General features: G+C 59.4%; 11 protein-coding genes. 9 read left to right on the plus strand and 2 right to left on the minus strand.

Translation table 11 applies throughout. The features are described 5' to 3' along the window. Positions 1–27: 27 nt before the first annotated feature. The 8 genes from glpD (at position 28) to JFT81_RS17860 (ending at position 9,174) form a co-directional block, all read left to right on the plus strand. Positions 28–1,566 (plus strand): glycerol-3-phosphate dehydrogenase, encoded by a 1,539-nt coding sequence (gene glpD, locus JFT81_RS17825; protein WP_201228344.1) that lies wholly within the window; start codon positions 28–30, stop codon positions 1,564–1,566. A 631-nt stretch (positions 1,567–2,197) separates the two neighbouring features. After that, positions 2,198–3,112, plus strand: a complete 915-nt coding sequence (locus JFT81_RS17830) for a glutamate/aspartate ABC transporter substrate-binding protein (protein WP_201146919.1) — start codon at positions 2,198–2,200, stop codon at positions 3,110–3,112. Positions 3,113–3,304: 192 nt separating this feature from the next. Further along, positions 3,305–4,051 carry an amino acid ABC transporter permease gene (locus JFT81_RS17835; RefSeq protein ID WP_201228345.1) on the plus strand — a complete coding sequence of 249 codons (747 nt, stop codon included), beginning with the start codon at positions 3,305–3,307 and terminating at the stop codon, positions 4,049–4,051. Next, positions 4,051–4,722 carry an ABC transporter permease subunit gene (locus JFT81_RS17840; RefSeq protein WP_201146921.1) on the plus strand — a complete coding sequence of 224 codons (672 nt, stop codon included), beginning with the start codon at positions 4,051–4,053 and terminating at the stop codon, positions 4,720–4,722. The genes JFT81_RS17835 and JFT81_RS17840 overlap by 1 nt, the downstream gene beginning before the upstream one ends. Beyond that, a complete protein-coding gene (locus JFT81_RS17845) occupies positions 4,719–5,453 on the plus strand; it encodes an amino acid ABC transporter ATP-binding protein (protein WP_007927141.1) in 735 nt (244 codons plus the stop codon). The genes JFT81_RS17840 and JFT81_RS17845 overlap by 4 nt, the downstream gene beginning before the upstream one ends. 144 nt (positions 5,454–5,597) lie before the next feature. Continuing rightward, a complete protein-coding gene (locus JFT81_RS17850; RefSeq protein ID WP_201228346.1) occupies positions 5,598–7,499 on the plus strand; it encodes an ATP-binding protein in 1,902 nt (633 codons plus the stop codon). Continuing rightward, positions 7,496–8,824 (plus strand): sigma-54 dependent transcriptional regulator, encoded by a 1,329-nt coding sequence (locus JFT81_RS17855; protein ID WP_201228347.1) that lies wholly within the window; start codon positions 7,496–7,498, stop codon positions 8,822–8,824. The genes JFT81_RS17850 and JFT81_RS17855 overlap by 4 nt, the downstream gene beginning before the upstream one ends. Positions 8,825–8,835: 11 nt before the next feature. After that, positions 8,836–9,174 carry a GlpM family protein gene (locus JFT81_RS17860; RefSeq protein WP_008079444.1) on the plus strand — a complete coding sequence of 113 codons (339 nt, stop codon included), beginning with the start codon at positions 8,836–8,838 and terminating at the stop codon, positions 9,172–9,174. A gap of 113 nt (positions 9,175–9,287) precedes the next feature. Here JFT81_RS17860 and JFT81_RS17865 read toward each other — a convergent pair whose 3' ends face one another. Both JFT81_RS17865 and JFT81_RS17870 read right to left on the minus strand, forming a co-directional pair. Then, positions 9,288–9,956: a DsbA family oxidoreductase gene (locus tag JFT81_RS17865; RefSeq protein WP_201228348.1), complete on the minus strand. Its 669-nt coding sequence runs from the start codon at positions 9,954–9,956 to the stop codon at positions 9,288–9,290. Positions 9,957–10,721: 765 nt separating this feature from the next. After that, the gene (locus JFT81_RS17870; RefSeq protein ID WP_201228349.1) at positions 10,722–11,756 is read right to left on the minus strand and encodes an alpha/beta hydrolase; all 1,035 of its coding nucleotides are present in this window, start codon (positions 11,754–11,756) and stop codon (positions 10,722–10,724) included. Positions 11,757–11,960: 204 nt separating this feature from the next. Here JFT81_RS17870 and metR point away from each other — a divergent pair, with 204 nt between their 5' ends. Then, positions 11,961–12,878, plus strand: a complete 918-nt coding sequence (metR, locus tag JFT81_RS17875; RefSeq protein ID WP_201228350.1) for a transcriptional regulator MetR — start codon at positions 11,961–11,963, stop codon at positions 12,876–12,878. The last annotated feature ends 128 nt before the right edge of the window (positions 12,879–13,006 follow it).

Here is a 13,006-nt window from a genome sequence, read left to right on the forward strand (position 1 = left end):
AAAATCAAAAGAGCCCGAGGCCAGCCGATGTCCACCTCTACCTTGCGTACGCCCCCACTCTCCGAGATCTACGATATCGCCGTGATCGGTGGCGGGATCAATGGTGTCGGGATCGCAGCGGATGCCGCCGGTCGCGGTCTTTCGGTGTTCCTTTGCGAAAAGGACGATCTGGCCAGCCACACCTCGTCGGCCAGCAGCAAGCTGATCCACGGTGGCCTGCGCTACCTCGAACATTACGAATTCCGTCTGGTACGTGAAGCGCTGGCCGAGCGCGAAGTGCTGCTGGCCAAGGCGCCGCACATCGTAAAGCCAATGCGTTTCGTGCTGCCGCACCGTCCGCATCTGCGTCCGGCGTGGATGATTCGTGCCGGCCTGTTCCTCTATGACAACCTCGGCAAGCGCGAAAAACTGCCAGGTTCGAAAAGCCTCAAGTTTGGCGCCGACAGCGCACTGAAAAGCGAAATCAAGAAAGGCTTCGAATACTCCGACTGCTGGGTCGACGACGCCCGCCTGGTGGTATTGAACGCCATGGCCGCCCGCGAAAAAGGCGCCCACGTGCACACCCAAACCCGTTGCGTCAGCGCCCGTCGCGCCAAAGGTCTGTGGCACCTGAACCTGGAACGTGCCGACGGCAGCCTGTTTTCGATCACTGCCAAAGCGTTGGTGAATGCTGCCGGCCCATGGGTCGCCAATTTCATCCGTGATGACCTGAAGATGGAATCGCCGTACGGCATCCGTCTGATTCAGGGCAGCCACATCATCGTGCCGAAACTGTACGAAGGTGATCACGCGCACATTCTGCAAAATGAAGATCAGCGCATCGTTTTCACTATTCCGTACCTGAACCACTTCACCCTGATCGGCACCACCGACCGTGAATACACTGGTGATCCGGCGAAAGTGGCAATCACCGACGGCGAAACCGATTACCTGCTGAAAGTGGTCAACGCCCACTTCAAGAAACAGATCAGCCGCGACGACATTCAGCACAGCTACTCGGGTGTGCGTCCACTGTGCAACGACGAATCCGACAACCCGTCGGCTGTCACCCGCGATTACACCCTGGCGCTGTCGGGCAGTACGGAAGAAGCGCCGCTGCTGTCAGTGTTCGGCGGCAAGTTGACCACCTACCGCAAACTCGCCGAGTCGGCGATGGCGCAGTTGATGCCGTTCTTCACCCAGATGCGCCCGAGCTGGACCGCGACGGCGACCCTGCCGGGCGGCGAAGACATGACCACACCGCAGGCCTTGAGCGCGCTGATCCGCGACAAGTTCGACTTCGTGCCAACCGAGATTGCCCGTCGCTGGTCTACCACGTACGGCAGCCGCACCTGGCGCATGCTCGAAGGTGTCGAGACCCTCGCCGACATGGGCGAACACGTTGGCGGCGGGCTCTATACCCGTGAAGTCGATTACCTGTGCAGCGAAGAGTGGGCGACCACGGCGCACGATATTCTGTGGCGCCGTAGCAAGCTGGGGTTGTTCACCACGCCGGCAGAGCAAGATAAGTTGGCCGCATATCTGGGTCAGGTCGAACAGAACCGTAGCAAGATCGAAGCGGCGTGATTTGAACATTGCTTAAACGAAAGCCCCTGAATCGCAAGGTTCAGGGGCTTTTTGTTGTGTGGATTCTTCAATATCTGATTGGGTCAGTTGAATTTTTCCCCCTCACCCCAACCCTCTCCCCCAAGGGGTAGAGGGGGAAGGGAGCCGATCTCTGTGCGGTGCCCAATCTGCGTTCGACTCGGTATCTCAAGTCGGTGCATCTCGCCCAATCGCTCACCCCAGCCCTCCCCCCAAGGGATAGAGGGGAAAAGGGAGCCGATCTCTGTGGGGTGCCCAATTTGCGTTCGACTCGGTATCTCACGTCGGTGCATCTCTTCCAGTCGCGGCGGTCAGTCCCCTCTCCCTCCGGGAGAGGGCTAGGGTGAGGGGCTGTTGCTCGTTCGGTTTTCCGAACGCGACTTCCCGGTCGATTCGGTAAACCGGATCAGTTATGCCCAAACAAACCATCACAAAACTTTAATAACGTTATAAATCATCCACTTAACTACATCAGACTGGTCTGGCACGACTCATGCTCTACACTCTCTCGACGAATGCCTGCTGTGCCAACACTTCAGGAGCCGTCAGGCATTCGAAGCACAAAAGGGCCGACGAACTGGCTCCATAAAAAAAACAATTCGAGGAAAATTTGATGCGCATCGTTCCCCATATCCTGGGCGCAGCCATTGCTGCCGCTCTGATCAGCACGCCAGTTTTCGCCGCCGAACTCACCGGCACCCTGAAGAAGATCAAAGAGTCGAACACCATCACTCTGGGTCATCGCGACGCCTCTATTCCTTTTTCCTACATCGCTGATGCGTCCGGCAAACCGGTCGGCTACTCCCACGACATCCAGCTGGCCATCGTCGAAGCGATCAAGAAAGACCTCGACCTGCCAAACCTGCAGGTCAAATACAACCTGGTAACCTCGCAAACCCGTATCCCGCTGGTGCAGAACGGCACCGTGGACGTCGAGTGCGGTTCCACCACCAACAACGTCGAGCGTCAGCAACAAGTTGACTTCTCCGTTGGCATCTTCGAAATCGGTACCCGTCTTCTGTCCAAGAAAGACTCCAAGTACAAGGATTTCGATGACCTGAAAGGCAAGAACGTCGTGACCACCGCCGGCACCACGTCCGAGCGCATCCTCAAGGCGATGAATGCCGACAAGCAGATGGGCATGAACGTCATTTCCGCCAAAGACCACGGTGAGTCCTTCCAGATGCTGGAATCGGGTCGTGCCGTTGCGTTCATGATGGACGACGCCCTGCTGGCTGGCGAAGCTGCCAAAGCCAAAAAGGCTGATGACTGGGCCGTGACCGGTACTCCTCAGTCCTATGAAATCTACGGCTGCATGGTGCGCAAAGGCGACGAGCCGTTCAAAAAGGCTGTCGATGACGCCATCGTGGCGACCTACAAGTCGGGCGCGATCAACAAGATCTACGAAAAATGGTTCATGCAGCCAATTCCGCCAAAAGGCCTGAACCTGAACTTCCCGATGAGCGACGAGCTCAAGAAGCTGATCGCCGAGCCGACCGACAAAGCGGCCGACGACAAGAAAGCCTGATTTCTGACTAACCTTATCTCCTGAAGGGGCGCCGCCCTTTCAGGAGCTTGTCACTCCCTGCTGGTACTTTTTGGAAACACTCGAACCGGTGGCTGTCGAGCCGATCGCGTGTGCCTGATCCTCAAGATCAGGTGGGAATGGATCTTCCCCAGGCGGGCACTTGTACATCGATCGAATCGAGGGGAGACCCTAATGAATTACAACTGGGACTGGGGCGTGTTCTTCAAGTCCACCGGCGTGGGCAGCGAGACCTATCTCGACTGGTTCATCTCCGGTCTGGGCTGGACCATTGCCATCGCCATCGTGGCCTGGATCATCGCCCTGCTGCTGGGCTCGATACTGGGCGTCATGCGCACTGTGCCGAACCGCCTCGTGGCGGGCATTGCGACTTGCTACGTCGAGCTGTTCCGTAACGTGCCGCTACTGGTTCAGCTGTTCATCTGGTACTTCCTGGTGCCCGACCTGCTGCCGCCGGATCTGCAAGAGTGGTACAAGCAGGATCTCAACCCGACCACCTCGGCCTACCTGAGCGTTGTCGTGTGCCTTGGCCTGTTCACCGCCGCACGGGTCTGCGAACAAGTGCGCACCGGTATCCAGGCGCTGCCGCGTGGCCAGGAATCGGCCGCCCGCGCCATGGGCTTCAAGCTGCCGCAGATCTACTGGAACGTGCTGCTGCCCCAGGCCTACCGGATCATCATTCCGCCGCTTACCTCGGAATTTTTGAACGTGTTCAAAAACTCCTCCGTGGCCTCGCTGATCGGTCTGATGGAATTGCTTGCGCAAACCAAACAGACTGCCGAGTTCTCGGCCAACCTGTTCGAAGCCTTCACCCTGGCGACCCTGATCTACTTCACCCTGAACATGAGCCTGATGCTGCTGATGCGCGTGGTCGAGAAGAAAGTTTCCGTGCCCGGCCTGATCTCCGTGGGGGGTAAATAATGGAATTCGATTTCAGTGGCATCGTCCCGGCCATTCCCGGTTTGTGGAATGGCATGGTGATGACCCTCAAGCTGATGGCCATGGGCGTGGTCGGCGGGATTATTCTCGGCACCATTCTCGCGCTGTGTCGTCTGTCGCATAACAAACTGCTGTCCAGACTGGCCGGCGCGTACGTCAACTATTTCCGCTCGATCCCGTTGCTGCTGGTGATCACCTGGTTCTATCTGGCAGTACCGTTCGTGCTGCGCTGGATCACCGGCGAAGACACCCCGATTGGTGCGTTCACCTCGTGCATCGTGGCGTTCATGATGTTCGAAGCAGCGTATTTCTGCGAAATCGTCCGGGCTGGCGTGCAGTCGATTCCCAAGGGCCAGATGGGCGCAGCCCAAGCGCTGGGCATGAGCTACGGCCAGATGATGCGTCTGATCATCCTGCCGCAGGCGTTCCGCAAGATGACCCCGCTGTTGTTGCAGCAGAGCATCATTTTGTTCCAGGACACCTCGCTGGTTTATACCGTGGGCCTGGTCGACTTCCTCAACGCCTCGCGCGCCAGTGGCGACATCATTGGCCGCTCGAATGAGTTCCTGATCTTCGCAGGTCTCGTGTACTTCACAATCAGCTTTGCCGCCTCGCTGCTGGTCAAGCGTCTGCAAAAAAGGTTTGCCGTATGATCTCTATCAAGAACATCAACAAGTGGTATGGCGACTTCCAGGTACTGACTGATTGCAGCACCGAGGTCAAAAAAGGCGAAGTGATCGTGGTCTGCGGCCCGTCCGGTTCGGGCAAATCGACCCTGATCAAATGCGTCAACGCGCTGGAGCCGTTCCAGAAAGGCGACATCGTCGTCGACGGCACCTCGATTGCCGACCCGAAAACCAACCTGCCGAAACTGCGTTCGCGCGTCGGCATGGTGTTCCAGCATTTCGAGCTGTTCCCGCACCTGACCATCACCGAAAACCTGACCATCGCGCAGATCAAGGTGTTGGGCCGCAGCAAGGAAGAGGCGACCAAGAAAGGTCTGCAACTGCTTGAGCGCGTAGGCCTGTCGGCGCATGCCCACAAGCATCCGGGGCAACTGTCCGGTGGTCAGCAACAGCGTGTGGCGATTGCCCGTGCGCTGGCGATGGACCCGATCGTCATGCTGTTCGACGAACCGACTTCTGCGCTCGACCCCGAGATGGTCAACGAAGTGCTCGACGTGATGGTGCAACTGGCCCACGAAGGCATGACCATGATGTGCGTGACCCACGAAATGGGCTTTGCGCGCAAAGTGGCCGACCGGGTGATTTTCATGGACGCCGGCAAGATCATCGAAGACTGCCCGAAAGAGGAATTCTTCGGCGACATCAACGCCCGCTCCGAACGCGCGCAGCACTTCCTCGAGAAAATCCTGCAGCACTAAAAGCACCACACCGCTCTCTCTGCAGGAGCTGCCGCACGCTGCGATCTTTTGCCTTGAAAAGCAAGATCAACAGATCGCAGCCTGCGGCAGCTACTACAGGTGAGGGGTGAAGTTTGTTGTGGTGGTTGACCCAAGGCATCTGTGATGAAATGCGACCCCAATCTCTATCGCGCCGCGCCGCCATCACTTGCCGTGAAGCCCCGTCTGATTCGTCATTTGTTCCTGCCGCCGCTGATTATCATCCTGATGGTCGGATTGGGTTATGCCGGCTTCCTGATCAGTGAACACTTTGGCATTCGCAGCCTCAGTGAAAACGGCCAGCGCCAGCTTGAACTGAACGCCCGCGCGGTCGAAAGCGAGATCAGCAAATACACCTACCTGCCCAGCCTGCTGGAACTCGAAACGAGTGTGCCGCAGTTGCTGGCCGACCCGACCCCGGAGCACCGGCAAACGGTCAACGATTACCTTGAAGGCCTGAACCGGCGCAGCCGCAGTCGGGCCATCTACGTGATGGACACCACCGGCCGCGTCATGGCCACCAGCAACTGGCGCGATGTCGACAGTTACCTCGGTGAAGACCTGTCCTTCCGTGCCTACTTTCAAAAAGCCATACGCGGCGAACCCGGACGTTTCTACGGCATCGGCAGCACCAACGGCGAGCCCGGCTACTACCTCGCCCACGGCCTCGAAGAGCACGGCAAGATCGTCGGCGTCGCCGTGGTCAAGGTGCGCCTCGAAGCCATGGAAGAACGCTGGCAGCGGGCGCGCCTTGAAGCCTTCGTCAGCGACGAAAACGGCATCATCATTCTCTCCAGCGACCCTGCCCGCCGACTCAAGTCAGTGGTTCCGCTGAGCGAAGAAACCAAAGAAAAACTCGCCCGCAGCCTGCAGTACTACTGGTTTCCGCTCAACGAACTGCAACCGCTGGCCCGCGAAACGTTGTCCGAAGGCGTGGAGAAACTGACGTTTCCGGCCAACAGCGAAGTGCAGTCGGACGAAGACGACATCAGCTATCTGGCGCAGACCCGGCCGCTGAGTGATACACCGTGGAATTTCACTCTGCTGACGCCGTTGCAGGATCTGCGCCGCGAGGCGATCAACCAAGGCATTCTGGTCGCCGTCGCCTTTGCGCTGGTGGCGTTCCTGCTGATCGCCTGGAACGAGCGGCGCAAGGTCATCGCCACCCGCCTCGCCGCCCGCGAAGCCTTGCAGGAAGCCAACAATCAACTGGAACGTCGGATTACCGAACGCACCACCGACCTGCGTGCCAGCAACGAGCGGCTGAAGAGCCAGATCCGCGAACGCCGCCAGGCCGAAGAGACCTTGCGCCGTGCTCAGGATGAGCTGGTGCAGGCCGGCAAGCTCGCCGCCATCGGCCAGATGTCGACCAGCATCGCCCACGAATTGAACCAGCCACTGGCGGCAATGCGCACCTTGTCTGGCAACACCATTCGTTTTCTTGAGCGCGGCCAGCTCGACATCGCCAGTACCAACCTGAAGACCATCAACGAACTGATCGACCGCATGGGCCGAATCACCGCCAGCCTGCGCTCGTTTGCCCGGCGCGGTGACAATCACGGTCAGGCCAGCCTCGGCAAAGCCGTGGACGCCGCGCTGCAACTGCTCGGCGCACGGCTGGAGCACTCGCCGCTGCAAATTCACCGGCAATTTATCGATGTGCAATTGCTGATCGACCAGACACGCCTCGAACAGATTTTGATCAATTTGATCGGCAACGCCCTCGACGCCATGCAGGCGCAGCCGCACCCGGAACTGTGGCTGGAGGGCGAAGAGTTCAACGGCAAATACCGCCTGCGCGTGCGCGACAACGGCCACGGCGTCGATGCCGAAGCGCGCAAGCACTTGTTCGAGCCGTTCTTCACCACAAAACCCGGTGAGCAAGGCCTGGGCCTTGGCCTGACCCTTTCTGCCAGCCTCGCGGCCGCCACCGGCGGGCATCTGGGTGTCGAACACCCGGCCAGCGGTGGCACCACCTTCGTCCTCAGTTTACCGTTGGTAAGCCCTACTCCTGCCGAGCCAATATGAACCCCGACCTTAGTGTGCTGATCGTCGAAGACGACCCCCATGTGCTCCTCGGCTGCCAACAGGCGCTGACCCTTGAAGACATTCCCTGCGTCGGCGTCGGCAGTGCCGAGGAGGCGCTGGAGAAGGTCGGCGACAACTTTGCCGGCATCGTCATCAGTGACATTCGCCTGCCGGGCATCGATGGCCTGGAACTGCTGACGCGTCTCAAACAACGCGATCGCAGCCTGCCGGTGGTGCTGATCACCGGTCACGGCGACATTTCCATGGCCGTCGGCGCGATGCAGAAAGGCGCCTACGACTTCATGGAAAAACCGTTCTCACCGGAACGTCTGGTCGATGTCGCACGGCGCGCGCTGGAGCAACGCAGCCTGGCTCGCGAAGTGTCGTCGTTGCGTCGGCAACTGGCCGAGCGTGATTCCCTTGAAGGACGCATCATCGGCCGTTCGCCGGCGATGCAGAACCTGCGCGAGCTGATCGCCAACGTCGCCGACACTTCGGCTAACGTGTTGATAGAAGGTGAAACCGGCACCGGCAAAGAACTGGTCGCGCGTTGTCTGCATGATTTCAGTCGGCGCCACAGCAAGCAGTTCGTCGCACTGAACTGCGGCGGTCTGCCGGAAAACCTTTTCGAAAGTGAAATTTTCGGCCACGAAGCCAACGCCTTTACCGGCGCTGGCAAACGCCGGATCGGCAAGATTGAACACGCCGACGGCGGCACGCTGTTCCTCGACGAAGTGGAAAGCATGCCGCTGCCTTTGCAGATCAAACTGCTGCGCGTGTTACAGGAGCGTACCCTCGAACGCCTCGGTTCGAACCAGAGCGTGGCGGTCGATTGCCGGGTGATTGCGGCGACCAAGTCCGACCTCGACGAATCGAGCAAGGCCGGCGAATTCCGCAGCGACTTGTACTACCGCCTCAACGTGGTGACGCTGGAATTGCCGCCACTGCGCGAGCGCCGCGAAGACATCCTGCAACTGTTCGAACACTTCACCCAGCAATCGGCGCTGCGTTTTGACCGCGCCTTGCCGGACCTGGACAACCAGACGCTATCCAACCTGATGAGCCACGACTGGCCGGGCAACGTGCGAGAACTGCGCAACGTCGCCGAACGCTTTGCCCTTGGCCTGCCGGCGTTCAAAAAGTCCGGTGCCAACAGCGGCGGACAAGGCCTGGGCTTTGCCGAAGCGGTGGAAGCGTTCGAGCGCAACCTGCTCAGCGACGCCCTGCAACGCAGCGGCGGCAACCTGACCCAGGCGAGTCTTGAGTTGGGCATGGCCAAGACCACGCTGTTCGACAAAGTCAAAAAATACGGCCTGAGCCATTAAGCGAGAACCACGTGGATCTGTTTTTCAAAGCCTTGCTGGGTGCAGCGGTGGTACTGATCATCGCGGCGCTGTCGAAGACCAAAAACTATTACATCGCGGGATTGGTGCCGTTGTTTCCGACGTTTGCGCTGATTGCGCATTACATCGTCGGCAAGGGACGTTCGATTGAGGATTTGAAGACCACGATCGTGTTCGGGATGTGGTCGATCATTCCGTATTTTGTGTATCTGGCGACGTTGTACGTGATGGTGGATCGGATGCGGCTGGAAGCTTCGTTGGCCGTCGCGGCCGTCGCGTGGTTGATGGCCGCCACTGTGCTCGTCACCGTTTGGGTCCGCCTGCACAGCTGAAAACCCCCCATACCCGGTAGGAGCTGCCGAAGGCTGCGATCTTTTGATCTTGATTTTAAAAAAGACAAAATAAAAAGATCGCAGCCTTCGGCAGCTCCTACAGGGCTACATTGCTAGCCGTTAACGGTGCCGCCCTTGGATTCGGCCATGATCTGGCGGATCGCGCCGACAAATGTGTCTACCGGTTGCCCACCCGTCACCGCGTACTGGCCGTTGAATACCACCGTCGGCACCGAGCTCACGCCGCGTTGCAGCCACAGCTGTTCCTCTTCGCGCACCTCATCGGCAAACTCGTCTGACGCCAGAATCGACTCGGCACGCTGACGATCCAGCCCGACACTTTCCGCGATCTGCACCAGCTGGCCGTGATCGGAAGGATTGCCGCCATCGCTGAAATACGCCTTGAACAACGCCTCTTTCAACGGCAATTGCACGCCTTCAAGCCCCGCCCAATACAGCAGTCGATGCGCATCGAAGGTGTTGTAAATGCGGCTATTGCCATCGGTGCGAAAGGCAAAGCCAAGTTCGGCGCCTCGCGCGCGGATGGCTTCGCGATTCTTTTGCGATTGCTCCGGCGTCGAACCGTACTTCTCATGAATATGTTCAGCGATGTTCTGCCCATCGGCGCCCATCTTTGGATTCAGCTCGAACGGCTGAAAACGGATCTCGGCTTGTACTTCGTTGCGCAAGATCTCCAGCGCCTGGAGCAAGCCATACAGACCGACGACGCACCACGGGCAGGAGACGTCGCTGACAAAATCGATTTTCAAAGCGGAATTCATCAAACACCTCGCGAGGGGAAATCGTGCGGGAAAGTTTGCACGATACACCTGGCCCGGAGTTTGTGGTGCCCCCCTTCGCGAGCAGGCTCGCTCCCACAAAGGAATGCGCTCCAATGTGGGAGCGAGCCTGCTCGCGAAGAGGCCGGAGCAGACGCCACAAATCGATCGGCTACAGCAGATTCCCGCCCACCACCGGCTCAATCTGCGCCCAATGCGAAGTGTCTTCTCGAGCAGGCTCGCTCCCACAAAGGAATGCGCTCCAATGTGGGAGCGAGCCTGCTCGCGAAGAGGCCGGAGCAGACGCCACAAATCGATCGGCTACAGCAGATTCCCACCCACCACAGGCTCAATCTGCGCCCAATGCGAAGTGTCTTCTCGAGCAGGCTCGCTCCCACAAAGGAATGCGCTTCAATGTGGGAGCGAGCCTGCTCGCGAAGAGGCCGGAGTAGACGCCACAAATCGATCGGCTACAGCAGATTCCCATCCACCACCGGCTCAATCTGCGCCCAATGCGAAGTGTCTTCTCGAGCAGGCTCGCTCCCACAAAGGAATGCGCTCCAATGTGGGAGCGAGCCTGCTCGCGAAGAAGCCGGAGCAGACGCCACAAATCGATCGGCTACAGCAGATTCCCACCCACCACCGGCTCAATCTGCGCCCAATGCGAAGTGTCTTCTCGAGCAGGCTCGCTCCCACAAAGGAATGCGCTCCAATGTGGGAGCGAGCCTGCTCGCGAAGAGGCCGGAGCAGACACCACAAATCGATCGGCTACAGCAGATTCCCGCCCACCACCGGCTCAATCTGCGCCCAATGCGAAGTGTCTTCTCGGTGCTGCTGCAAATACGGCAACACCGCCGCCAATAACGGTTCCTTGAACGCCTCTTGAAAACGATGCGCCAGCCCCGGAATCAGCTTCAATTGACTGCCGCGGATATGCGCTGCCAGGTGCACACCGTGCATCACCGGCAGCAACGGATCCGCCGTGCCGTGCACCACCAGCGTCGGCACGCGCAACTGGTTAAGCAACGCCACGCGGCTCGGTTCAGCGAGGATCGCCATGATCTGCCGCTTCACGCCTTCCGGATTGAACGCGCGGTCATACGACAATGCCGCTTGATGCAGCAATGCCTGGCGGTCATCCGTCACCGTCGGGCTACCCAGCGCCGCCAACAGATCAGCCTGCTGCTCCAGCGCAACTTCGCGATTCGGCGCGCCGCGACGGGATAGTAGTTGCACCAGCGCGGCACTCGGTGCCGGCAGGCCTTCAGCGCCGGAGGTGGTCATGATCAGCGTCAGGCTCTCGACCCGCTGCGGCGCCATCGCCGCCATGTGCTGGGCGATCATCCCGCCCATGCTCGCGCCGAGGACATGAAACTGCTCGACGTGCAGCGCCGACATCAGGCCCAGCGCGTCGTCGGCCATGTCAGTCAGGCTGTACGGTGCCGCCACCGGCAGCCCAAGTTTGTAGCGCAGCACTTCAAAGGTCAGATTGGCCTCAAGCGGGGCCTGGCGCCAGGTCGACAGACCGACATCGCGGTTGTCATAACGGATCACCCGAAAGCCCTGCTGACACAGCGCGACTACCACCTCATCCGGCCAGTGAATCAATTGCCCGCCCAGGCCCATCACCAGCAGCAACGCCGGATCTGACGCGCGACCAATACTCTGATAAGCGATGCTGACTTGTTGCAGATCGACGTGCTCGGTCGGCACGTTGACATCGCAACGCGCTGCCGCCATCGACGGCGCACCGAACAAAAGCGCGGCCAACATGGCCGCGACTGATAAAAACACCTTGTGCATGAAAAACACCGAAACGCAGAACCCCAGTAGAGCGCGAGTCTGATGAAGTTTGTTCAAGCGCGCTGCCACAGTTGCGTGACAGTTTGATGAAGAGTGCCGAGCGGTCATTGCGCGGCCGCGAGCAGCCCCTGTCGACAGCCCCGCCAACATGAGACAAACTCACCACCATCGCTGAATCAGCAAATTTTTTTCATGGAGCCATCGGTGCTTGAGATCCGCCACTTGAAAACCCTTCATGCCCTGCGTGAAGCCGACAGCCTCGTCGACGCGGCTGATCGCCTGCACCTGACGCAATCGGCGCTGTCCCACCAGTTCAAGGAACTGGAAGAGCGCATGGGCATGCAACTGTTCGTGCGCAAGACCAAACCGGTGCGTTTCACCAGCGCCGGTTTGCGTCTGCTGCAACTGGCCGATGCGACCCTGCCGCTGCTGCGCGCCGCCGAGCGTGACATCAGTCGTCTGGCCGGTGGCACGGCCGGGCGTCTGCACATGGCGATCGAATGCCACAGTTGCTTTCAGTGGCTGATGCCGACCATCGACCAGTTCCGCGATGCCTGGCCTGAGGTTGAACTCGATCTGGCCTCGGGTTTTTCCTTTGCACCGCTGCCGGCATTGGCGCGGGGCGATCTGGATCTGGTGGTGACCTCCGATCCGCTGGAAATTGCCGGCATCACCTATGTGCCGCTGTTTACCTACGAGGCGATGCTGGCGGTGGCGAACCAACATGCGTTGGCGAGCAAGCCGTACATCGTGCCGGAAGACTTGCTCACGGAAACGCTGATCACCTATCCGGTGGAACGCGACCGGCTGGACATCTTCACGCGTTTTCTCGAACCGGCAGATATCGAACCGGCGCAGGTGCGTACATCCGAGCTGACGGTAATGATGATGCAACTGGTCGCCAGCGGTCGTGGCGTGTGTGGCATGCCGCACTGGGCGCTGCACGAATACAGCTCGCGCGGGTACGTGAAGGGCAAGCGGCTAGGGGAAAAAGGTCTGTTCGCCACGCTGTATGCCGGCATTCGCGCGGACATGCTCGATGCGCCGTACATGCGCGATTTCCTGCTGACAGCGAAGGACACTTCGTTCTCGACACTCGATGGTGTCAGCGCAGTTCGCTAAAACCCAAATCAAAAGATCGCAGCCTTCGGCAACTCCTACACAGACCCCCGTAGGAGTTGCCGAAGGCTGCGATCATTTGATCTTTCCCCCGAACGTCCCAACCTGTCCCAAGACCTACCGCTCATCGC

The organism is Pseudomonas sp. TH43 (assembly GCF_016650635.1).
GTDB lineage: Bacteria > Pseudomonadota > Gammaproteobacteria > Pseudomonadales > Pseudomonadaceae > Aquipseudomonas.